The 24,538-nt window shown below is 32.5% G+C and carries 24 protein-coding genes; all 24 read left to right on the top strand.

From position 1 onward, the window contains the following. Nucleotide 1 precedes the first annotated feature (1 nt). The 24 genes from ACSBPO_RS14120 to ACSBPO_RS14005 all read left to right on the top strand — a co-directional run bounded on the left by ACSBPO_RS14120 (nt 2) and on the right by ACSBPO_RS14005 (nt 24,489). On the top strand, nt 2-991 hold the full coding sequence (locus tag ACSBPO_RS14120) for an SDR family oxidoreductase (protein ID WP_442594317.1): 990 nt from the start codon (nt 2-4) through the stop codon (nt 989-991). Further along, nucleotides 976-2,112, top strand: coding sequence for a glycosyltransferase family 1 protein (locus ACSBPO_RS14115; RefSeq protein WP_442594315.1), 1,137 nt, complete (start codon nt 976-978; stop codon nt 2,110-2,112). The genes ACSBPO_RS14120 and ACSBPO_RS14115 overlap by 16 nt, the downstream gene beginning before the upstream one ends. Nucleotides 2,113-2,145: 33 nt before the next feature. Then, nucleotides 2,146-3,036: a glycosyltransferase family 2 protein gene (locus tag ACSBPO_RS14110; protein WP_442594313.1), complete on the top strand. Its 891-nt coding sequence runs from the start codon at nt 2,146-2,148 to the stop codon at nt 3,034-3,036. Nucleotides 3,037-3,053: 17 nt separating this feature from the next. Then, nucleotides 3,054-4,166, top strand: a complete 1,113-nt coding sequence (locus ACSBPO_RS14105; protein WP_442594311.1) for a glycosyltransferase — start codon at nt 3,054-3,056, stop codon at nt 4,164-4,166. A gap of 4 nt (nt 4,167-4,170) precedes the next feature. Beyond that, nucleotides 4,171-5,439, top strand: a complete 1,269-nt coding sequence (locus ACSBPO_RS14100; protein WP_442594309.1) for a glycosyltransferase — start codon at nt 4,171-4,173, stop codon at nt 5,437-5,439. Beyond that, nucleotides 5,432-7,225 (top strand): ABC transporter ATP-binding protein, encoded by a 1,794-nt coding sequence (locus ACSBPO_RS14095; RefSeq protein ID WP_442594307.1) that lies wholly within the window; start codon nt 5,432-5,434, stop codon nt 7,223-7,225. Before ACSBPO_RS14100 ends, ACSBPO_RS14095 begins: the two co-directional genes overlap by 8 nt. Before the next feature lie 58 nt (nt 7,226-7,283). Next, a complete protein-coding gene (locus ACSBPO_RS14090) occupies nt 7,284-8,300 on the top strand; it encodes a glycosyltransferase family 2 protein (RefSeq protein WP_442594306.1) in 1,017 nt (338 codons plus the stop codon). A 22-nt stretch (nt 8,301-8,322) separates the two neighbouring features. Further along, a complete protein-coding gene (locus ACSBPO_RS14085; protein WP_442594305.1) occupies nt 8,323-9,498 on the top strand; it encodes a glycosyltransferase in 1,176 nt (391 codons plus the stop codon). Nucleotides 9,499-9,569: 71 nt separating this feature from the next. Further along, nucleotides 9,570-10,502: a glucosamine inositolphosphorylceramide transferase family protein gene (locus ACSBPO_RS14080; protein WP_442594304.1), complete on the top strand. Its 933-nt coding sequence runs from the start codon at nt 9,570-9,572 to the stop codon at nt 10,500-10,502. A 36-nt stretch (nt 10,503-10,538) separates the two neighbouring features. Continuing rightward, nucleotides 10,539-11,327 carry a 6-hydroxymethylpterin diphosphokinase MptE-like protein gene (locus tag ACSBPO_RS14075; protein WP_442594303.1) on the top strand — a complete coding sequence of 263 codons (789 nt, stop codon included), beginning with the start codon at nt 10,539-10,541 and terminating at the stop codon, nt 11,325-11,327. A 17-nt stretch (nt 11,328-11,344) separates the two neighbouring features. Continuing rightward, entirely contained in the window at nt 11,345-12,085 is a 741-nt protein-coding gene (locus ACSBPO_RS14070; RefSeq protein WP_442594302.1) for a 3-deoxy-manno-octulosonate cytidylyltransferase, read from the top strand. Then, entirely contained in the window at nt 12,082-13,359 is a 1,278-nt protein-coding gene (locus ACSBPO_RS14065) for a phosphotransferase (protein ID WP_442594301.1), read from the top strand. Before ACSBPO_RS14070 ends, ACSBPO_RS14065 begins: the two co-directional genes overlap by 4 nt. 45 nt (nt 13,360-13,404) lie before the next feature. Next, complete coding sequence (kdsA, locus tag ACSBPO_RS14060; RefSeq protein ID WP_442594299.1) at nt 13,405-14,244, top strand: 3-deoxy-8-phosphooctulonate synthase; 840 nt, start codon at nt 13,405-13,407, stop codon at nt 14,242-14,244. After that, the gene (locus tag ACSBPO_RS14055; protein WP_442594297.1) at nt 14,216-15,226 is read left to right on the top strand and encodes a KpsF/GutQ family sugar-phosphate isomerase; all 1,011 of its coding nucleotides are present in this window, start codon (nt 14,216-14,218) and stop codon (nt 15,224-15,226) included. Before kdsA ends, ACSBPO_RS14055 begins: the two co-directional genes overlap by 29 nt. Beyond that, a complete protein-coding gene (locus ACSBPO_RS14050) occupies nt 15,223-15,741 on the top strand; it encodes a KdsC family phosphatase (RefSeq protein WP_442594295.1) in 519 nt (172 codons plus the stop codon). Before ACSBPO_RS14055 ends, ACSBPO_RS14050 begins: the two co-directional genes overlap by 4 nt. Nucleotides 15,742-15,757: 16 nt before the next feature. Next, a complete protein-coding gene (locus ACSBPO_RS14045; RefSeq protein ID WP_442594293.1) occupies nt 15,758-16,603 on the top strand; it encodes a 6-hydroxymethylpterin diphosphokinase MptE-like protein in 846 nt (281 codons plus the stop codon). A gap of 76 nt (nt 16,604-16,679) precedes the next feature. Beyond that, nucleotides 16,680-17,495 (top strand): 6-hydroxymethylpterin diphosphokinase MptE-like protein, encoded by an 816-nt coding sequence (locus ACSBPO_RS14040; RefSeq protein ID WP_442594291.1) that lies wholly within the window; start codon nt 16,680-16,682, stop codon nt 17,493-17,495. A 218-nt stretch (nt 17,496-17,713) separates the two neighbouring features. Continuing rightward, complete coding sequence (locus tag ACSBPO_RS14035; protein ID WP_442594289.1) at nt 17,714-18,721, top strand: NAD-dependent 4,6-dehydratase LegB; 1,008 nt, start codon at nt 17,714-17,716, stop codon at nt 18,719-18,721. After that, entirely contained in the window at nt 18,718-19,905 is a 1,188-nt protein-coding gene (locus ACSBPO_RS14030) for a LegC family aminotransferase (RefSeq protein ID WP_442594287.1), read from the top strand. The genes ACSBPO_RS14035 and ACSBPO_RS14030 overlap by 4 nt, the downstream gene beginning before the upstream one ends. Next, nucleotides 19,898-21,049: a UDP-N-acetylglucosamine 2-epimerase gene (gene neuC / locus ACSBPO_RS14025; protein ID WP_442594285.1), complete on the top strand. Its 1,152-nt coding sequence runs from the start codon at nt 19,898-19,900 to the stop codon at nt 21,047-21,049. Before ACSBPO_RS14030 ends, neuC begins: the two co-directional genes overlap by 8 nt. Before the next feature lies 1 nt (nt 21,050). Next, a complete protein-coding gene (gene neuB, locus ACSBPO_RS14020) occupies nt 21,051-22,127 on the top strand; it encodes an N-acetylneuraminate synthase (RefSeq protein WP_442594283.1) in 1,077 nt (358 codons plus the stop codon). Continuing rightward, on the top strand, nt 22,124-22,762 hold the full coding sequence (locus ACSBPO_RS14015; protein WP_442594281.1) for an acetyltransferase: 639 nt from the start codon (nt 22,124-22,126) through the stop codon (nt 22,760-22,762). The genes neuB and ACSBPO_RS14015 overlap by 4 nt, the downstream gene beginning before the upstream one ends. Then, nucleotides 22,763-23,812 (top strand): nucleotidyltransferase family protein, encoded by a 1,050-nt coding sequence (locus ACSBPO_RS14010; protein ID WP_442594279.1) that lies wholly within the window; start codon nt 22,763-22,765, stop codon nt 23,810-23,812. After that, nucleotides 23,809-24,489, top strand: a complete 681-nt coding sequence (locus tag ACSBPO_RS14005; RefSeq protein ID WP_442594277.1) for an acylneuraminate cytidylyltransferase family protein — start codon at nt 23,809-23,811, stop codon at nt 24,487-24,489. Before ACSBPO_RS14010 ends, ACSBPO_RS14005 begins: the two co-directional genes overlap by 4 nt. The last annotated feature ends 49 nt before the right edge of the window (nt 24,490-24,538 follow it).

Below are 24,538 nucleotides of genomic sequence, written 5' to 3'. Positions count from 1 at the left end.
AGTGGGCTACGAGAATATAAGGTTTCCAGAGGGAACAAAGTTCCTAGTTACAGGGTCTGCTGGTTTTATTGGAACAAACTTAGTTGAAGCAATATTGAAATTAGGCTACCAAGTTAGAGGACTAGATAATTTCTCAACCGGAAAAAGAGAAAATGTCCAAGAGTTTATCAATCATCCTAACTATGAATTTATGGAAGGCGATATTCGTGATTTTGAAACATGCCTAAAGGCTTGCGATGGAGTAGATCTTGTCCTCCATCAAGCTGCTTGGGGCAGTGTGCCAAGAAGCATTGAAATGCCAGTTTTATATGATGAGATAAATATAAGAGGCACACTAAATATGATGGAAGCTGCTAGGCAAAATGGTATCAAGAAATTTGTCTATGCTTCAAGCTCTGCTGTATATGGTGATGAACCAACGCTTCCGAAACAGGAAGGAAGGGAAGGAAATTTACTATCACCGTATGCGCTTACAAAAAAGGTTAATGAAGAATATGCTAGTCTCTATACAAAGTTTTATGGTTTAGATACATATGGTCTTCGTTACTTTAACGTATTTGGTAAAAGACAGGATCCTGAAGGAGCTTATGCTGCTGTTATTCCAAAATTTATTAAACAATTACTTGAAAATGAGAGTCCTACTATTAACGGTGACGGAAAACAAAGTAGAGATTTTACCTATATTGAAAATGTTATTGAAGCAAACTTAAAGGCATGTCTTGCACCGAGCGAGGTAGCTGGTCAGGCTTATAATGTTGCCTATGGTGGTAGGGAATATTTAATCGACATATACTTTGGTTTGGTGAAGGCTTTAAATAAGGATATTCAACCGATTTTTGGACCAGAGCGAAAAGGTGATATTAAGCATAGTAATGCTGATATCTCAAAGGCTAAGGAAATGTTGGGATATGAGCCGGATTGGAGCTTTGAAAGAGGGATTGAGGAAGCTATTGAGTGGTATAAGGAGTCCCTAAAATGTCTAGCCCAATAAGAGTATTGCGTGTTGTGGGACGATTAGATAGAGGTGGATTGGAAACCATTATTATGAATGCTTATAGAATTATAGATAGGGAAAAACTTCAGTTTGATTTTGTTGTTCATACAGAAGATGAGTGTATCTATAATGAGGAAATACGTTCTTTGGGTGGTAGAATTTATAGCGTACCTACTTATAACGGCAAGAACCACTTTCAGTATGTTAAGGCATGGAAAGAATTTTTTCAAACCCATCCAGAATATAAGGTTATACACGGTCATGTACGCTCTACTGCTAGTATCTATCTAAGGATAGCCAAGAATTTTGGTCTAACTACCATTGCACATAGTCATAACACTTCATCCGGTATGAATCTTCAAGCTATTGCAAAAAATGTGTTGCAGCTACCTATCCGTTATAGTGCAGATTATTTATTCGCTTGTTCCACACCAGCTGGAAAATGGCTATTTGGTGAAAATGTAGTGAATAAATCAAACTTTAAAGTAATACCAAATGGGATACAATCAAACAAGTACATTTTTAATAGTGATATAAGGGAAGAAGTTAAGAAGGAATTTAATATAACAAATGAAATTGTAGTCGGGCATATAGGTAGATTCCACCAACAGAAGAATCATAGTTTTCTAATATCTGTATTCAAAAAAATCCATGAACAAAATCCAAATACAATTCTAATGTTAGTAGGGGAAGGAAACTTACGGGAAAAGGTTACTAATCAAATTAAAGATTATGGATTAGAAGATAAAGTGATCATGACTGGATCTCGGAATGATGTTCATAGATTATTACAGGCTATGGACATTTTTGTGTTTCCATCCCATTTTGAGGGATTTGGTAATGTTATTATAGAGGCTCAAGCTTCTGGTTTACCGTGTGTCATATCAAATACAATCCCAAGCGAGGTTGAAGTCACTAATCTAGTAAAGTTTATTGACCTAGACAAATCCACAGATTATTGGGCCAAGGAAGTTCTTACTAAGATTAATGAAAGCTTATATAGAAGAGATACCTCGGAGGAAATCATCAAGGCAGGATTTGATGTATTCCCAATTGCAAAATGGTATGAGGAGTTTTATATAGAGAATACAGTGAAACATTTCGTTAATCATTATTAATAGATAATACGGGTTATTAAGAAGGGAAGAACAATGAAAACTCTTGGGATTATAACCACAACCTATAACAGAGGTTATTGTATCCATCAGGTCTATGAATCATTAAAAAAGCAAAAATCAAAGGATTTTATGTGGTTGGTAGTAGATGATGGATCCATAGATAATACAAAGGATATTATACAAAGTTTTATTAATGAAGATATTGTACAAATTGAGTATTTATATCAAGAAAATAAAGGAATGACAGGAGCAAGAAATACCGCCTACAAATATATTAAAACAGAAATAAACACCATTATTGATTCAGATGACTGGATGGCAGAAGATGCAGTAGATAAAATAATTAACTTTTGGAAGAAAAATAAAGCGGATGGGATTGCTGGTATTATAGCGCTAAACCAAAGTGTAAAGGGAGATATTATTGGAACAGAGCATCCGAATAACGTACATACTTGTACATACACGGAATTGTTCGATAAATATCATGGAAAAGGCGACAAAAAGTTAATTTATCGCAGTGACCTAACCCGACTATATCCGTATCCAGAATTCACTGGAGAAAAATTCTTTCCGGCATCTTATAAGTTTAGGTTAATTGATCTTAATTATAAAATGCTGCTCATGAATGAAGCTGTTTGTATTGTTGATTACAATGAAAACAGCATGTCCTTTGATAAAGTTAACCAATACCGGACTTGCGCAAAGGGCTTTTCGTTCTATAGAAATGAAATGATCCGAATTTCTACTGATAAGAAGTTCATCATTAAACAAACGTTACATTATATAGCAGAAAGTAAACTTGCCCGGAACAAATCCTATATTAGAGATTCAGCAAAGAAATCTTATACCATAGCATGTTGGCCATTAGGAATTTTACTCTATTTATTTATTAAAAATACAAAAATGAAAGTGATAAGAATTTAAAAATAGGAGGTGATTTTATGGAAGTTTTACATTGCTTTGGGCTTATGCATCGAGGTGGAGCAGAAACGATGTTAATGAACTTGTACAGAAATATTGATAAAAGCAAATATAAATTTAATTTTCTAGTTCATTCAAATGAAAAAGGAGATTATGATGATGAAATCAAAAAACTAGGGGGAGAAATTTTTTATACAAAAAGCCTGGGCGATGTGGGCTTAATAAAATATGTCCTTCAGTTTAGAGAAATTATTTCTAAGATGCCAAAGATTGATATTGTTCATATTCATATGGATTGGCAAAGTGGTTTTATTGCCTTGGCAGCCTACCTAGCGGGTATAAAAAATATTGTTGTCCATAGTCATACTCATGGATTAAATAAGCCCAGTAAAAAGAAACAGATTGCCGTGTTCTGTTCTAGAAAATTAATTTCTAGATATGCAAAGGAACGATTTGCTTGTTCCAAAGAAGCGGCAAACTATTTATATGAAAATGAACACTATCAAATTTTAAATAATGCCATCGATTTTTCTTGCTTTCAAGAGTGGAAAGAGAATAGTAGAGAAGAAACAAGAATTGAATTAGGACTATTAGACACTGATAAAGTTCTCTGTCATATCGGCAGACTATCAGATAATAAAAACCAGTTATTCTTATTAAAGTTACTTCAGGAATTACTAAAAGAAGATAAGAGCTATAAACTTATTTTAATTGGTCGAGGCGAGGAATATCATAGGAAAATCTCAAAATATGTAACAGAAAATAATTTAGCTAACCATGTTCAACTTTTAGGAGTAAAAGAGGACATACCGAAATTTTTACATGCTAGTAACCTGTTTCTATTCCCTTCCAAGCGTGAGGGATTTGGTATGGTGGCTGTTGAAGCACAGTTAGCTAGTCTCCCATGTATTATATCTGATAGTGTTCCCAAAAAAGTGGACCTGGGCTTAGAGTTGGTTCAGTTTTTGCCTTTAGATGAAAGTGACCAATGGATACTTGCTATAAAAAATGCTCAAAAGCAGTATATTGACAAGAGAGTTTTGGCATCTGCATTAGAGGCAAATCATTTTGATATTGCTACTCAGGTAAATATGTTAGAGGGTGCCTATAAAAATTTAATTATTAAGAGTTGATACAATGAATAATTCTGATAATCGAAAAAAATTACTTATTACAATGTATTCAATGAATATTGGTGGAGCAGAAAGAAGTTTAATTGGACTTCTAAATTCTTTTGATTATAAAAAATACTCTGTATCTCTTATGTTGTATCAACACCAGGGAGATTTTATGAAATACATACCTAAAGAAGTTAATTTACTGCCTTATGAACCAAGGTATGATGTTTTTGAAGTTCCGATTAGAAACCTGCTATTTAGCAAAAAATTCATTTATGGTCTTGCGAGAATACTATCTAGAATCGATTTAAATATTCGAAGTAAAGTATTCAATAAAAAGATAGGGGTTTGGAACAAATCACAATATGCACATAAGTATCTACTACCGTTATTGCCAAAAATTACAGGGGAATATGACTTAGCGTTGTCTTTTATCGGTATTCATAATATTGTCCTAAGCAAGGTCGATGCCAAAGTGAAAGCGGGTTGGATCCACACGGATTATAATCAATTAACTCCTGATCGGAAACTAGATATCGAAGTATATTCAAAATTAGATTATATCGTTAATGTATCCGCAGAATGTCATAACGTGTTCCTCAAACACTATCCACAATTTACAGATAAGGCTATTGTTGTGGAAAATATTCTCTCTTCTAAAGTGGTAAAGCAACAATCCTGTGAAACGGATGTTTCTAGTGAGATGCCAGACGAAAAAGAATATCTTAAATTGCTTTCCATTGGTCGGTTTGCATACGCCAAAAACTTTGATAATATTCCGGAAATATGCGCAGAGATCATTCAAAAGGGCTTTAAAGTAAAGTGGTACATTATTGGTTATGGAAGTGATGAACAGCTTATTCGTCAAAAAATCCATGAAATTGGTATGGAGAACCATGTTATTTTACTGGGAAAAAAGGAAAATCCATATCCATATATTCTATCATGTGATATATATATTCAGCCATCTCGGTATGAGGGGAAAGCTGTGACGGTAAGGGAAGCACAGATCCTCGGAAAACCAGTAATTATTACGGATTATGAAACTGCAAGAAGTCAGGTTCGAGATGGCATCGATGGGATGATTGTTCCAATGTCTAACGAGGGATGTGCGATAGATATTATGAAGGCAATAACAAAGGAAAATTTACTTCATAAAATAAGTAATTACTGCAAGACTAAGGATTTTGGAAATGATGGGGAAGTTCAGAAAATCTATACATTATTACAAAATGAAGGAACAGATGAAAAATTATTGTTCCAACCAGAATTAAAAAGGTGTGACTAAATTGAAGGATACAATAAAAAAGCTCTGGGTACTTTTCACCAAAAGGGATAAGAAGAAGTTCTTATTTCTTTTTTTTATGATGATCATTGCAGCCATTTTTGAAACAGTAGGAATCGGATTAATTGTTCCTTTTGTTGGGATTGTGACAAATCCTACTATAATACAAGAACAAGCTATTTTATCCAATGTATACAAATTGTTTAACTTTCAATCAACAAATGCTTTTATTTTATTTGGTGTTGTATTTTTACTTTCAATTTTTATTGTCAAAAATGCCTATCTATTATTATTTTACAATGTACAATATAGAGTTATTCTTTATCAAAAAAATACTCTAGCAAAAACTATGTTCAAAGCGTATTTAACAAAACCTTATACATTTTACTTGGGAAAGAATTCAGCAGAATTATTAAGAAATGTTAATGGGGAAGCGGGAAAAGTATTTGATGGTATTGTATTAGCGGGCTTTCAATTATTAACTGAATTGTTGGTCATGATTTTTATTCTTACTTTGCTTATATTTACAGCACCATTAGCTACACTTTCGTCCGTTATATTGTTGGGTGGAAGTGTTTTTGTGTTTTTTAAAATCTTCCGCAATAAAATTACTCATTTAGGTAAAGAAAATCAAAAATTAAGTCGTGAGGTCATTAAATGGTTAAATCAAGGATTTGGAGCAAGTAAGGAAATAAAAGTGTCCGGAAAAGAAGATTACTTTGTGAATTCGTATGCAAATAAAAGCAAAAATTTAGTGAAAAATATCGTTTATAAAAATACGCTAGATCAAGTACCAAAGCTTTTCATTGAAACATTATTAGTATCTGTTGTCCTTATTACAATGATTATTATTGTTTTTCAACGGACTGATACAGCTACATTAGTATCTACTATGTCATTATTTGCAATGGCGGCTTTTCGTCTTATGCCTTCTATTACAAGAATTGTTGCCATGCTAACATCCATTCGATATAGTCAGCCAGCATTGACGGTAGTTTATAATGATTTGATAAAAGATAATGGAGGAAAAAATCCAATACTTGATGATGTCACAATGGAATCCAAACCATTAAAGGTGAATAGTGAAGAAAAAACATTCCACCATTCCATTGAATTAGAAAATGTCTATTTCCGTTATCCCAATCAAGATAATTATTCCATCAAAAATATATCTTTAACGATTCCTATTGGAAGTTCCGTTGCTTTTGTGGGAACTTCAGGAGCTGGTAAAACAACAATTGTAGATATCATTCTAGGTCTATTCGGACCAGAAAAAGGTAGAATAATAGTCGATGGGAATGACCTAAAAGAATTCTTACCAGTGTGGCAAAATAAAATAGGTTATATTCCACAATCGATTTATTTATCGGATGATACAATTCGGAAAAATGTTGCATTTGGTATTACAGATAAAGATATTGACGAAGTTGCTGTTCAAAATGCAATTGAAGATGCATTGTTAAAGGAATTTATTGATTCTCTTCCTGAAGGATTAGATACAATTGTTGGAGAAAGAGGTGTTAGGCTTTCTGGTGGACAACGCCAACGTATTGGGATTGCTAGAGCATTGTATCACAATCCGGAAATTATCTTTTTGGATGAAGCGACATCAGCTTTAGATAACGATACAGAAAAAGAGATAATGAAAGCAATAGATGGGCTTAAAGGTGAAAAGACCATCATTATTATTGCTCATCGATTAAGTACAATTGAAAATTGCGACATTATTTTTAAAGTCGACCGAGGCAAACTCATATCCGTAGATCAAAAGCTTAGACAGACGATGTAATGAGGAAGAAACAGGAAATATCATAAGAAAACTAATTTTTAAAAGAAAGGAGGAAAAGATGCTGCCAAAAATAAGTGTGGTCGTACCCGTTTATAATGTTGAAAATTACCTGCGACGTTGTATTGATAGCATACTAAAACAGTCTTTTCAAGATTTTGAAATTATACTCATTAATGACGGTTCATTAGATAATTCTGGTAAAATCTGCGACGAATATTCACAAAAAGATACAAGGATAAAAGTAATACACAAGAAAAATGCTAGAGTTTCAGCTGCAAGAAATGATGGTATTAAACTTGCACGAGGTAAATACGTAAGTTTTATTGATTCTGATGATTGGATCGAGTCGGATATGTATAAGGAGATGATTAATAAAGCAGAAAAATTAGATCTAGACTTAATAATGTGTGATTTTAAAAAAAAGTCAACTGACTTTGAAGATAAACGCACTCAACCGATTCGTGCTGGTTATTATTCAAAGTCAGATATCAGGAATGAACTATTCAAATGTTTAATCATGTTTGAAGATATTCAACTTCCACCTACCATTTCAAATTGGGTTTGTTTATATAAGTTAGAATTACTTAAAACTCACCAGTTGTACTATGATGAAGAAATTCACTACTGCGAAGATTCATTATTTGGATCAAAGGTTATGTATCATGCAGGTAGTTTTTACTATTTAAAAAATCATCATTATTATAACTACTTTTATAACCCGAATTCTACAACCAATACTTATAATGAAAAAAAGTGGAATTCATACTTAAAAATTAATGAGAGGTTAATAAACTTCTTTGGAAAATCTACGGAATATGACTTCTCTAGACAGATAAAAATTAACATGTTGTTTTTTACATTAAATGCATTATCACAAATAAAATATTCTCATATCGATGCTGTAGAACGATTAAACATGACAAGAAAAATTATGTATCACCCAAAAGTTTCGGATTTATTTAAAGACTTTAAATTGCCAAATGTTTCTTGGAAGATGAAAGTTATTGTACTTCTAATTAAATTTAAATTGGTAAGAGTGTATAGTTTAATATTAAAAAATAATAAGTCTAACTGAAACATAATCGTGAGGTTTTATCTTGAAAAAGAAAATTTTATTTGTAAACGGTCATTTAAATGTAGGCGGGGTTGAGAAATCACTAATTGATGTACTTAAAAACTTTAATTATAACCTCTATGAAGTTGACCTTGTTTTATTTGAAGAGCTGGGAGATTATGCTAGTGAAGTTCCAAAAGAAGTAAATATTATCTTCTACGATCTTACAAAAACCTATGGACCAATTAAGCAATGTCTATTAAATAACTTAAAGACAAGAAATTGGTTCGCAATATTTCTCAAGTTAGTATTCCTACTTGAGAGTATCTTTGGAGTAAAATCATTATCTTTTGCTAAGCCACTCTTTAGGTTATATAAACATTATGACTGTGCCATAGCCTATCGTGTAGGCATTTGCACAGATTTTGTTGGATATATTATTAACAGCAAAAAGAAGATAACCTGGTGGCATCATGGATCATATGATTACCCAGAAAAGTTAACTAAACGTTGGCAGAATGTATACAAAAGGTTTGACAAAATTATTGCCGTATCAGATAGCACTAAAAGTATGTTATCAAGTCATATTCACGACATTCATCACAAAATTAATACCATTCCCAATATCATTAATGTTGAGGAAATCAAACAAAAAGCAAGGGAAGCAGCTATTTATAATATCAATCTTCATAAAGTGATTACTTTATTGAGTGTTGGTCGGTTATCACCAGAAAAAGGTATGATTAATTGTGTGTATGCTTGTAAGATGCTAGTTGACAATGGATATAACGTGAAATGGTATCTCATTGGTGATGGTGTACAGCGTTTAGAGATAGAAAACGCGATTAAAGAGAATAATTTAGAAAATAATATTATTCTTATGGGGGCCATTACCAATCCCTATCCTTATATCAAACATACCCAAATATACGTTCATCCGTCGCTTGTTGAGTCATTATCGATTACAGTCTTAGAAGCACTTGCCTTAAATACACCTGTTACGGTTGCGAAATCAATGGGACCTATGGAGTTTATCCGTCACAAAGAAAATGGTTTACTAGTGGAACCAACATCCGAAGGTCTATTTAAGGGAATCATATCTTTACTAAACGATGATAGATTATATGATCAATTGAAGAAAAATCAAAGTCAGGTATTAGAAAATTATAGTCAGGAGGGAATAATGAAAAAAATCTATGAAATAATTGAGGTCAGTTAGTATCTAAAGAAGTAATTTTTCGTGATGGGTACTAATGTACTTATCACGTTTTTTATTAGAAGGAGATTGTTATGTCGAAATTTTTCCAAAGGTTTTATAGTACTGATTTTATGATTGCCTATAGATTTATCAACCATGACAATGGGATTTTAAATAATAATAGAAAGAAATTTACTGCTTTTAAAAATAACTTTAAATATTGGTACGCAGACCCTATTCTATATAAATTTGACAATAATATCTTCATGTTTTATGAAGCATACAACAAAAGAACAAAGTGTGGAGAAATAGGGGTTGCTACAGTTATTAACAATAAGGTAGTGAATCAACAGATTATTCTAAATGAACCCTTTCACATGTCATATCCTTTTGTGTTTGATGTAAATAACAAAATATACATGATACCTGAAACTTCTTCTGTTAAAAAATTACTACTATATGAGGCGGTTAATTTTCCGTATGAATGGAAACTAAGTAAAGTGCTACTGGAAGATATCGAATTATCCGATGCAACGCTTTTAAAAATCAAAGATAAAAGGTATATATTTGCATCAAAATTATTTTCAACTAGTCCCTACAGCGACGAGTTAGTACTATACACATTTGATAATAATTTTAATTTAATTCCACATAAGAATAATCCTATTATTACTGATAACGAGTTTACTAGACCAGCTGGAAGGATATTGAAGTATAACAACAAATTGATAAGAGTATCTCAGGATTGTTCAAATGGTGGATATGGTAAAGCCCTTAAATTTAATGAAATAATTGAAATATCAGAGAGTTGCTATCAAGAAAAAAATATCTCTACAATTTTACCTGAAGATATTCCAATTAATTTTCATAAAAAATTGACTGGGACCCATTCATACGGTATATGTGATGACTTCGAGGTCATTGATGTAAGATATTCAGTTTTTGATATTAAAAAACTATTAACGTTCCTTTACAAACTACCTTACAAAATTATTAGAAAATCTATTAAAATGGCAATGAGTTGAATAGGGTGGCTGATATTTACATACCAGGAGTTTATTATGATTAAAAAATATAAAAATAAAATTAATTCAACCTTACACAGATTGAATAAACAAATCAAAATTATTAAGTTCTCTTCTTCACAAAATGCTATAAATTTAAAAATGTTTAAGAATAAACATTTAGGGAAGAGATGTTTTATTATTGGCAATGGCCCTAGTTTGACATCTGATGATCTTGACAAGCTACATAATGAAATTACCTTTGCCTTCAATCGAATTTACTATATGTTCGACAAAACAGATTGGCGACCTTCTTATTACTGTTCTGAAGATGATAAAACCATTTTTAAAAGTAAAGAAGAAATCAATAATTTAAAATTAGAAAACAAATTTTTTCCTGTTAACTTTCCATGGGATTATAAGATTCACTTTAATAATGCTAAGTATTATTTATTTAAGTTTGGTGATAGTACTATTGAACCAAAGTTTTCTAAAGATATTGTCAAGGGAATATACTGGGGAAATACCGTTGCATATACTGCTATTCAGATGGCGGTTTATATGGGGATTAAAGAGATTTATCTGTTAGGTGTTGACCATAATTTCAATAAAATGCAAAAAGATAATGGCGAAATTGTCATTGATGAAACTGCAAAGGACTATTTTAGTGAGGATTATAACAAAGACAAAGATGATTTGTACCTTCCCAATATTGAGATTTCTACAAGAGCATTTACGGCTGCTAAAAAATATGCAGAGGAACACAATATTAAAATATACAATGCGACTCGTGGAGGGAAATTAGAAGTCTTTGAAAGAGTAGATTTTGATAAAATACTATTTTAGAAAGTGTGGTAATAAGTATGAGGATAGTTGGAGTAATACCTGCAAGAGGCGGTTCAACTAGATTTTATAATAAACCTTTAGCGAAAATATTAGGTAAACCGATGGTATGGTGGGTGTACACCCATTCCAAGGAAGTAGAATGTTTTGAAGAGGTGTACATTGCAACAGACAGTGAAGAAATAAAATCAGTATGCGAAGACTTTGGAGCGAAAGTGATCATGACATCTAAGGAGCATGAAACAGCAACGGAACGTTTATATGAAGTATCAAAACACATTGATGCAGATCTTTTTGTCATGATAAATGGTGACGAGCCTGCTATTGAAGCTAAAGATATCGTAAAATGTATTCCAACAGATTTGAAGAAAGATGATTTCTATGTATCAAATCTAATGACTGATTTTTCCGATCCAGTTGAAGTGGTCGATACTTCTAACTTAAAAATCGTCACTAATAGAGATGGAATTTGCCTATTCATATCACGAAGCCCTATTCCATACCCTAAAGGTGGAATGAATTACACATACCAAAAATTTGTTGGGGTAGGAGCATTTACAAAAAAAGCTCTTCAATATTATCATCAAACACCACGAGGACCTATTGAAAAAATTGAAGAGAACGACTCTTTTCGATTTATTGAAAACAGGAAGGACATTTATTATATCAACGCACATTGTAAAACGATATCAGTTGACACACCTAAAGATATTGAAAAGGTTGAAGAGTATATGTTAGGTAAAGTTAAGGTATACAAATGAACATATTGAAAAGAGTAATAGCGAGTATATTTAAAGTTGGTTTAGTTATTACTATAAAAAAAGCAATTTTAATTAGAAAACAAAATAAATTTTCAAAATACTATTATGATAGAAATTACTTATTTAAAGCAATTAAACTAGGTGAAGAAATTATTAAAATGTTTCCAGAGGATTTTTATAATTATCAGAAGCTTGCCAGGGCTTATTGGAAAAACAAAAATCATGATAAAGCAGTAGATACATTAAGAAAAGGGATGAAAGTTAAATATAATATAAATTTAGAAGAAATAATAAATGAGTTAGAAAATACCATTCCAGGTTTTTTTATTTCAAGTAACTATATTTTTAAAGGTGGACACCAAAACTTTGGATTAATAGAGCATACATTAAAAGATAGAAAGCTGTTAACTAAGATCTTGACTATTAAGCAATCCTATGGAGAATGTTTTATTAAAGATTTTCAGGAGAAGAATATTATTTTTGAAAGTATTACTCCCAAAATTGTAAATATACTCAAGATTAAAGATTTATGTTTCATTACAATGGAAAAAATTGAGGGTGAAAATCCTAAAATATTTGAATCTAACTTTTTCGAGAAAGTTTATGAAATGAATAGCATCATAACTTCTGTAAAACATGGTGATCATATATTAACACTTTGTAATAATGAAATTAGAAAGCAGAAAATAATATTAAACAATGAACAATTAAATCTATATGAACTATTAAATGCTTTTTATTTTGTAAATGATATCGATGTTAATAAGGAGATATTTACTACGATCAATCAATATTTTAGAAAAAATAATTATTCTATAAAGTCATTAGACATAATCAATTTTCTTTACCATAATATTCTTGAAAATAGGTACTACGAAAATATAAATCCTGAAACACATTTTACATTATTACATGGGGATTTTTTTGTGGATAACATGCTAATTAATTCTCAATTAGGTGAATTAAAGGTTATTGATTGGGGAGGTATTAGGGTCGGCCCAAGATGGGTAGATTTAGCAGGTTTTTTGGCGAAAACAAAACAACCATTTAATGAAATTAAACAAAATTTTCTTGAACATGAGAGATGCAATTATGATCTTGTTGAAAAACTATTTTTCATCTACACATTAATTGTTATTTGGGCTGTTATTTTACATAAAGAAGAGTTTGAAGATAGTCAAGAATGTTTTTGTATACCTGCCATAAAATATGTTAAACAATTAATATTACAACTTGAAAATGAAGAAATTTACATTAGGGCAGCGAGCCACTAGTGTTTTTTTTATGCCTTAAACTTAAATTAAAGGAGATAGCACAATATGAAAACAATGAAGGTCGGTAATATTATAGTAGATAACTCCATTTTCACTCTGATCGCAGGTCCATGTGTCATCGAATCAGAAATGCAAGTATTAGATATTGCTTCAAAGATGAAGAACATTACAGATCGACTTGGTATTCCTTATATATTCAAAGCTTCCTTTGATAAAGCTAATCGAACTTCTATTTCATCTTTTAGAGGGCCTGGAATGGAAGAAGGGTTACGTATTCTAAAAAAAGTGAAAGATGAGTTAGGTTTACCTGTCGTAACCGATATTCATGAACCGTATCAAGCGAAAATAGTTGCTGAGGTTGTCGATATGCTTCAAATTCCAGCTTTCTTATGCAGACAAACTGATTTATTGGTAGCATCAGCTGAAACCGGACTGCCAGTTAACGTCAAGAAGGCGCAGTTTTTATCTGCGAAAGATATGAAAAATGTCATAACAAAGATTGAAGAATCAGGTAACGACAACATTCTTTTATGCGAAAGAGGCAACACATTCGGCTATAACAACTTAGTGGTTGATATGACCAACATCATTGAAATGAATAAGTTCGGATACCCTGTCGTTTTTGATGCCACACACAGTGTTCAAAAGCCAGGAGGAAATAATACGACAACCGGTGGTAATCGAGAATATGTGGAACATCTAGCTAAAGCAGCAATTGCAGTCGGTGCGGACTTATTATTTATGGAAGTCCATGAAGATCCAGACAATGCTAAGTCTGATGGCCCGAATATGGTTAAACTGGATGAAATCGAAGTAATGCTTAAAAAGCTAATGAAAACCTATAAGGCGGTGCGTGATGTTGAACAATACAGCCATTCTTTCTGAAGTTAAAAAGGTAACTCAAATAGATATTCTTTCAGAAGCAAAAAATGTTTTTGAGATGGAAGGAAAAGCACTTAACCTTGTAAAAGAAGCTCTAGATGAAAACTTTGTCAAAATTGTAGAGCTGATTTCAAGTTGCAAGGGTAAAGTGATTGTAACGGGAATGGGGAAATCAGGGCATGTTTCAAGAAAAATTGCCGCAACGATGTCTAGTCTTGGGACATCGTCCTTTTTCCTTCATCCGGCAGAAGCTCTACATGGAGACTTGGGGATGATTTCAGCTAACGATATTATCATCGCGATTAGCTATAGCGGGGAGAGTGAAGAGATTACTAGAATTCTACCAAATATCAAAATAATTGGAGCTACATTAATTGGTATCTCTGGAAATCCAAATTCATCCCTTATCAAATATAGTGATTACTCCTTTGTCTTTCCATTATTTAAGGAAGCTTGTGCGATGAATCTGGCACCTACATCAAGTACAACGGTTGCCATGGTTTGGGGAGATGCATTAGCTGTATGTTTATCGAAATCGTATGGCTTTCTTGAAAGTAATTACGCCTTGTTTCATCCAGCCGGTTCCCTAGGGAAAAAACTACTAATAAAAGTGAATGATATTATGCATTCCGGAGATAGAAACGCGGTAGTAATGGTAGGGACTACGTTAAAAGACGCTATTATTGAGATGAGTACGAAAGCGTTAGGGATTATTAATATTGTGAATGAACAAGATGAATTAATCGGAGTATTTACCGACGGTGATTTAAGAAGAACGTTATCACGAGAAGTGAATGTGTATGGTTTGTCGATTGATGATGTAATGGTCAGAACACCATTGTATATTGAATCAGAATTACTTGCAGTAGATGCACTAAAGATGATGAAGGAAAACAATATTTCTGCCCTGCCAATTATTAAAGAACATAACCTTATTGGGACAGTTAGAGTTAACGATATTCTTGGGGTAGGTATATTCGTATGATGAACGATAAAGATTTATCAAAAATAAAAATGCTCGTTATGGATGTAGATGGTACCTTAACTGATGGGAAAATTTATGTCGGTGATAATGGTGAAGTATTTAAAGCGTTTAATGTAAAAGATGGTTACCGTTTAATCAATATGAAAAAGTATCATATCATACCGGTTATCATAACTGGCAGAAAGTCAGAGATCCTAACTAAACGTGCTGCTGAGCTAAAAATAGAAGAAGTTCATCAAGGAGTAGACGATAAGCTTAAGGTATTGGACGGTATTCTTCATAAGTACCAATTAACATATGAAAATGTTGCGTATATTGGTGATGATGTTAACGATATTGATTGTATGAAGGTTTGCTATATTAACGCTTGTCCAGCAGATTCAGTAGATGAAGTTATAGAAGTAGTGGATTATGTATGTAAAGCTAACGGTGGGAATGGAGCTGTTAGAGAATTGATTGATTTGATCGTATTAAAACAATCTAATAGTGAAAAGACGGAAATGCAAGTTGTTTAGTATTAGGAGAATAAACATGATAAAAAAAATACCGTTTCTGAAAAAGAGTGTTAAGAAAGTCTATAATACTCTTGTTTTCATTTTATATATTATAGTTAATCTATTCTCGAAATGGAATATTCCCTTAACAAAAAACAACTCTAAAATACTAGCATTAAAGGACAAATATAAGGGAGAACGATGTTTTATTATCGGAAATGGACCGAGTTTGAAACCTGAAGATTTAGAAAGATTGAAAGGTGAATATACATTTGCTTCTAATAAAATCTATAAAATTTTTAATAAGACTAATTGGAGACCAACCTTTTATATGGTAGTGGATCCAATCGTATTAGAGGAAAATGTAAAAGATATAAATTTAGTTGAAGCAAAAATGAATTTCACTTTAAAATGCTATAAACATTTATTTCATGCAGATATCTACTTTAATAATAATCTATCTGAAAACAAACGCGGTACTTTTTCAACGACTATAATGGAATCTTTATATTCGTCCGGAACCGTATCCTATCATTTACTTCAAATCGCTCATTATATGGGTTTTTCAGAAGTCTATTTACTTGGACATGATTATAATTTCAAAGGGGCAATCTCCAGAACAAAAGATTTATCATTTCTTAAAAAAACAGATGATTCACCCATTTACTTTAGTGAGAATTACATTCGGTCAGATGAAAAGAAACCAGGTCAGGCCCCTGAAGAAATGTACAACGGAATGGAAAAAGCAAAATTAGTATATGAAAATTCAGGACGGAAGATATATAACGCAACACGGGTTACCTACTTGGATGTATTTGAATTAAGGAATTTTGATGAATTGTTTGGAGGTAAAAATGATTTACTTAATAAAAAAATCTACTAATAATTTGCTAAGTTTTTTTATCTGGAAATATAGATTAAAGTTAAAACCATTCTATATAAATATGAGGATAAGATTATTGTCCAGAAAAGTAAAAAAGCTTAAAGGCAGTCATCAGGGTGAAAGCTGCTTTATTATTGGAAACGGACCTAGCTTGACGGTTGAAGATTTAAATATGCTCAAAAATCAGGCGAATTTCTCATGTAATAGAATTAATTTACTTTTAGATAAAACGGATTGGATGCCTTATTATTATACTTTTACCGATTCATTAATGGCCAGTACATTTTTTGATGAAGTATATAAAATGGAAAAGAAGAAGATGTTCGTAGTAGTTTCAAATACAAGCTATAATTCCTTGAAAAAACAATTAGGTAAGGATTGTATTTTTTTAAGATCCTATTATGAAGTGGAGAATAATGGTTTACCAAAATTTAGTGATGATGTATCAAAAAAAATCTTCCAACATGGAACCGTGACGTTTGCAAATATTCAGCTTGCAGCTTATATGGGGTTTAAAAATATATATCTGTTAGGTGTTGATCATAATTTTGGAATTAGTAAGCAAAAAGACGGTAGTATAAATTACAATAAAGAGTTAATTGGTAGAGATCACTTTGATGAAAATTACTACAAATCTGTTGAACATAGTAAAGAAGCCGCAGTAAATGTATATGCTATGACAGAAGCATATTTGTCTGCAAAGGATTATTGCGATAAAAGAGGAGTGAAAATTTTTAATGCTACCAGGGGGGGGAAACTCGAGGTCTTTCAACGGGTAAATTTTGATGATTTATTCGATGATAATGGTGAATTAATACGTGAAGTAAAAACTCTAAATAGTATTGAATTTGAAAATGAAGGCCAACAAAGAAAATCAATCAATTTTTCCTAAACAAATCTTGCAATTATATTATTAATCGATATTTAAAGAGTTATTTAAACTAAAAAATTATAATAATTCAAGTTAAACACCTTCCTTATTGTAGGTGTTTTTTTTATGTTCATTAATGAAAATGGATCATGGGCTTTACCTTTTGTAGGTTTAACATCGAATCCATTATTCTAACTACAAATTAATTATGAATTGGAAAAATACGGGGGAACTTATTAATGAGATCTAAGAAAAAAATACTTATTACAGGGGCTGATGGTTTTATCGGCTCACATTTAACAGAAGAATTAATAAGAAGAGGATATGACGTTCGAGCTTTTGTAATGTATAACTCTTTTAATTCATGGGGATGGTTGGATCATTCTCCTAAAGAAATCAAGGATAACCTAGAAGTTTTTGCGGGTGATATTAGAGATCCTTATGGAGTCAAAATAGCTATGCAGGATTGTGATATCGTTCTTCATTTAGCTGCATTAATTGCCATCCCATATTCTTATCATTCTCCTGAAACATATGTTGATACGAATATTAAAGGAACACTTAACATTGTCCAAGCAGCTAGGGAATTAGGTATTCAAAAAGTAGTACACACTTCGACAAGTGAAGTTTACGGTACAGCTCGATTTGTTCCAATTACGGAAGAGCACCCTTTACAAGGTCAATCACCTTATTCTGCTTCTAAAATTGGTGCTGACCAAATCGCCATGTCTTTTTATGATTCTTTTGATACACCTGTAAGTATTATTAGACCTTTTAACACATATGGCCCAAGACAATCTGCTAGAGCAGTCATTCCAACAATTATTTCACAAATTGCTGGTGGTCAAAGAAAAATTAAACTGGGATCATTACATCCAACTCGAGATTTTAATTATGTAAAAGATACAGTAGAGGGATTTATCTCAGTTGCTGAATCAGATAAATCAGTTGGTGAGGTAATTAATATAGGAAGTAACTATGAAATATCAATTGGTGAAACAGTTGAACTAATTTCAGAAGTAATGAGTATTGATATTGAAATACAAACAGATGATATTCGTCTTCGACCTGAAAAAAGTGAGGTAGAGCGTTTATGGGCTGATAATCAAAAGGCCAAAAAATTGTTAGGCTGGGAACCTTCATTTGGTGGTCGAGATGGGTTAAAACGGGGACTTATCGAGACTGTAGAATGGTTTACAAATCCGATTAATTTAGCTGGGTACAAAGCGGAGAAATATAACATATGAGAAGGAATAGCTTAGATTTAACCGCCATTGTTGATGCTATAGAAGAAGTTTTACCCCGAGAACAAGAATTTATAGCTCTTCATGAACCATATTTAGTTGGTAATGAATGGACATATATAAAAGAATGTTTAGATACTGGTTGGGTTTCATCTGTTGGGAAGTTTGTGGATAAGTTTGAAAAAGATTTGGCAGAGTATACTGGGTCAAAACATGCTATTGCTGTTGTTAATGGAACTGCTGCTCTCCATATTTGTCTGAAATTAGTAGGCGTTGCAGAAAATGATGAAGTGTTAATTCCTTCATTAACATTTATTGCAACGGCTAATGCCGTTTCGTATTGTGGAGCTATTCCTCATTTTGTGGATTCTGCGATTAATACTTTAGGGCTTGATCCTAAAAAATTAGATTCCTATCTACAAGAAATCATTGTTATGAAAAATGGTTTTTCTTATAACAAAGAAACTGGAAATAGAATAAAAGCAGTTGTTCCAATGCATACATTTGGTCACCCAGTCGATCTGGACTTATTAGTAAATGTTTGTGAAAAATACAATATAGAATTAGTTGAAGATGCTGCTGAATCATTAGGTTCCTATTACAAGAATCAACATACAGGGACTTTTGGTAAGGTCTCTGCCTTAAGCTTTAATGGAAATAAGATCATTACCACTGGTGGTGGTGGTGCTATTTTAACGAATGATGAGAAGTTAGCGAAGCTTGCTAAACATTTGACTACAACTGCAAAAGTTCCTCATCGTTGGGAGTTTGTCCATGATCATATTGGCTACAATTACCGTTTACCGAATATAAATGCAGCTTTAGGATGTGCTCAGTTAGAGAAATTAGCTGATTATATAAATAAAAAAAGAGCTTTAGCAAAGCGTTATGATGAAATGTTAAAAGACATTGATGGGATAACATTTTTTAAAGAACCTGATTTTGCTAAAAGTAATTATTGGTTAAATGTTATTTTATTAGACGAAGCAAACTTAGAACTTCGAGACATGTTATTAAGGATACTAAATGATAAAGGAATCATGACAAGACCTGTATGGACATTGCTCCATAAGCTTCCAATGTTTAGGGAATGTCCAAAAATGGATTTGAGTACTTCTAAACTATTGGAAAAACAGATCATAAATATTCCTAGTAGTGTAGTGTTAGGAGATTCTTATAATGCGTAAGATTTGTGTGGTAACTGGTACTAGGGCTGAGTATGGATTGCTATATTGGCTAATGAAAGAGATTCAGATGGATAATGAGTTAGAACTGCAGATTATTGTAACGGGAATGCATCTATCTCCAGAATTTGGATTAACCTATCAATCTATTTTGCAAGATGGATTTCAAATAGATGAAAAAGTAGAAATGCTCCTATCAAGTGATTCAGCAGTAGGAATAACAAAATCTATTGGATTAGGAACTATTGGGTTTGCTGATGCTCTAGATAAACTAAAGCCTGACTTATTAGTCCTATTAGGCGACCGTTTTGAAATTTTAGCTGCTGCACAAGCGGCATTAGTTGCAAGAATCCCTATAGCCCATTTAGCTGGCGGTGATACAACAGAAGGTGCTATTGATGAATCAATCCGTCATAGTATCACAAAAATGTCGCATCTTCATTTTGTAACGAATGAAATTGCTGCTTATAGAGTTCGGCAAATGGGGGAAAACCCGAATCATGTTTATAATGTCGGAAGTCCAGGGATAGATCAAATTAAACGTCTAAGCTTACTCTCCAAAGAAGAATTTGAAAAATCAATTGAGTTTAACCTTAAGGAGAAGAATATATTAGTTACATTTCATCCAGTTACATTAGATTTTCAATCTGCCTCAGATCAGTTTAAAGAACTCCTATTTGCATTAGAAGATTTAGGTGAAGATACTGGAATTATTTTTACTAAACCCAATTCTGACACTGATGGTCGAGTTCTAATAGATATGATTGACCAATATGTAAGTAGTCACCCAAATGCAATTTCCCATACTTCGTTAGGTCAGTTGAGATACCTAAGTGCCATTAAACATGTTGATATGGTTGTCGGTAATTCTTCTAGTGGACTTTATGAGGTTCCCTCTTTTAAAAAACCAACCGTGAATATTGGTGATAGACAAAAAGGTCGCATTCAAGCCAGTTCGATTTTAAATTGTAACCCTATTAGTGAAGAAATTAAGCAAGCCATTTCTTTAGCTTACAAACTGGATTGTGATAATACTATTAACCCTTATGGAAATGGGGATAGCTCTTTAAAAATATTATCAACAATAAAAAGTATAAATAATTATAAAGCGCTACTAAAAAAACACTTTTTTAAGGTGGAAAATTAGAATGAAAAATCATACTTATATCATTGCCGAAGCCGGAGTTAATCATAATGGCTCATTAGAATTAGCAAAGAAGTTAATTGATGTAGCTTCGGATGCAGGAGTAGATGCTGTTAAGTTTCAAACATTTAAAGCTGAAAAATTAGTAAGTTATAAAGCGCCAAAAGCAGAATATCAGACTAAAACAACTGATAAAGAGGAAACTCAGTTTGAGATGATTAAAAAACTAGAGCTTGATGAAGCATCACATGAGCTTTTAGTTGAATATTGTAAGAAAAAAAATATTGAATTTCTTTCCACACCCTTTGACGAAGGTAGTGTGGATTTTTTAGTTAATAAATTAAACATTTCTAGAATTAAGGTTTCTTCTGGTGATCTTACAAATGCTCCTCTACTTCTAAAGATAGCTAGGACTAAACAATCTATCATTCTCTCAACCGGAATGAGTACATTAAGTGAGGTAGAACAGGCTCTTGGTGTACTTGCATTTGGATATTTGGATTTTGAGAAGCCATCCATTGAAAATTTCCAACAGGCATATTGTTCTTTAGAAGGGCAAGAAATGTTAAAGAAGAAGGTAACCTTATTACATTGCACCACTGAATATCCAACCCCTTTTAAAGATGTGAATCTTAGAGTAATAGATACTTTTAAACAAGCATTTGGACTATCTGTAGGATTTTCTGATCATACTAATGGGATTGCTATCCCTATAGCAGCAGTATCAAGAGGAGCAGTTTTAGTAGAAAAACATTTTACACTTGATAAGACTTTACCAGGTCCTGATCATCAAGCTTCCTTAGAACCTGAGGAATTAAAAATGATGGTTAGGTCTATTAGAGAGGTTGAAGAATCATTAGGTTCTCCTGTGAAAATGCCTGTTGAATCAGAACTTAAAAATCTAAATGTAGCAAGAAAAAGCATTCTTACATCAAAAGCAATAATGAAAGATGAGGAATTTACGGAAGAAAATATGGTGATTAAAAGACCGGGAACGGGCATTAGTCCAATTTACTATTGGGAACTTTTGGGTAGAAAATCAACTGGAAATTATGATTCTGAGGAACCGATAAAACTATGAAACTACCACTAATAATATTAGGTGATGGTGGTCACGCCCGTGTGTTAATAGAAACACTGGTGCAAAGGGATTTTAACATCATTGGGATAACCACTCCAGACAAAACTAATACAGAAAACATTTACGGAATTCCGATTGTTGGAAACGACGATATGGTTTTAAAATATTCAGCGAACGAAATAAGACTGGTAAATGGGATAGGATCTGTTAATACTCCAATTGCAAGGGCATCTTTATATCATTCTTTTAAAGAAAAAGGCTTTCAGTTTCAACAAGTGATACACCCAACTTCCATTATCTCTCCATCTGCATTAATAGCTGAAGGGGTACAAGTAATGGCAGGGGCCATTATTCAAACTGAAAGTCAAATAGGTGCAAACACAATCATTAATACTAAAGCATCAATAGACCATGATTGCAAGATTGGAATGAATGTACATGTAGCTCCAGGTGTTACTATTTCTGGTGGAGTTGAAATTGGCAATAATGTTCATATTGGGACTGGTGCAGTCATTATTCAGGGAATAAAGATTGGTGATAATTGCGTTATTGGAGCAGGATCTGTTGTGCTAAATAACGTTAACCGAGGTAACACAGTAATAGGAGTACCTGCAAAACCTAAAGGAGGAGTTTAATTGAAGGGCTGGGAAAAAGTTAAAGTATCTCCGCATGCTTCTATAAGGGAGACTCTTAAAGTTATTGATGATAGTTCCATTCAAATTGCTCTAGTTGTAAATCATAAAAATCAGTTATTAGGTACAGTTACTGATGGTGATATTAGAAGAGGTATGTTAAAAGGTATCCCACTTGATGATCTTGTCACTCAAGTAATGAATAGTAATCCTACTACTGCAGCTTATTTTGATAATAAAGAAAGTTTATTATTAAAATTAAAGTCTAAGAAGCTTCATCATTTACCTATTGTTAATGATCAAAATCAATTAGTAGGTTTACAAATGTTAGACGACTTAATTACTACTAGTCAAAAGGATAATATTGTCGTTTTAATGGCAGGTGGACTAGGCTCAAGACTTATGCCATTAACGAAAAATTGCCCTAAACCTTTATTAAAGGTTGGCAAAAAACCTATTTTAGAGACCATAATTGGAAATTTCATCGAAAGTGGATTCTCAAAGTTTTACATTTCAGTAAATTATAAATCTGAAATGATAAAAGATTATTTCGGAGATGGTTCGAATTTGGGTATAGATATTCAATATATTAATGAAGAAAAAAGAATGGGAACTGCTGGAGCATTAAGCCTTCTCCTAAATAGACCAGATAAGCCATTCTTCGTCATGAATGGGGACTTATTAACTAAAGTGAATTTTAGACTTTTATTAGACTTTCATAATGAAAACAAGTCCCACGCTACAATGTGTGTGAGAGAACATGATATTCAAATACCATATGGGGTTGTAAAGTTAGATAACCAAAGATTATTAGCTATTGATGAAAAACCCATTCATCGATCATTCGTAAGTGCAGGAATATATGTCTTAGATCCAGTAGCATTAGATTATATCCCAAAAGATAGTTTTTATGATATGCCAACTTTATTTGAAAGATTAATTGAAAATAATAAAAACTCATCTGTCTTCCCGATTAGGGAATATTGGTGCGACATTGGAAGAATAGATGATTACAATAAAGCTAATCAAGAATACGAAGAGGTTTTCAGATGATTAATGGCAAAAAAGTATTGGCAGTCATTCCTGCACGTGGTGGTTCTAAAGGTATCCCTAGAAAAAACATCATTACTATTGGAGGAAAGCCACTGATTGCATGGACAATTGAAGCTGCAAAAAATTCTAAATATATTGATAGAATCATACTTTCTTCTGAAGATGATGAAATAATAAAAGTTGCATCAGAGTGGGGCTGTGAAGTTCCATTCAAAAGACCCCTTGAACTTGCACTTGATGACACACCAGGTATTGCCCCAGTGCTTCATGCTGTAGAGAATATTCAAGGCTATGATTATTTGGTTCTACTTCAACCTACATCACCACTAAGGATAACAAAAGATATAGATGAATCCATAAAGTTATGTGTTGAAAGTAACTCTAATTCCACTGTCTCTTTAACTGAATCAGATAAAAGCCCATATTGGATGTATACGATGGATGAGAATTCTAATCTAAATAAAATATTAGAAGATGATAGGAGTGCTTATCAAAGACAAGTACTGCCCAAGACCTACAATTTAAATGGTGCAGTTTATGTAGCGAATATTCAGTGGGTATTAGAAAATAAAATATTGGTTAGCAGTAAGACAATTGGCTATGTAATGCCTAAAGAAAGGTCAATAGATATTGATACCTTGTTTGATTTACGTTTGGCTGAATTTTTAATTAATTAGATTTGAAATATCTGCATATGAAATTTAAATTAAATTATAGGGAGTATTT

Source organism: Neobacillus sp. D3-1R (genome assembly GCF_052180215.1).
Classification (GTDB): domain Bacteria; phylum Bacillota; class Bacilli; order Bacillales; family Cytobacillaceae; genus Pseudoneobacillus.
The sequence above is the reverse complement of the archived record's forward strand: the minus strand, read 5'-3'. Positions and strand labels throughout refer to the sequence as shown.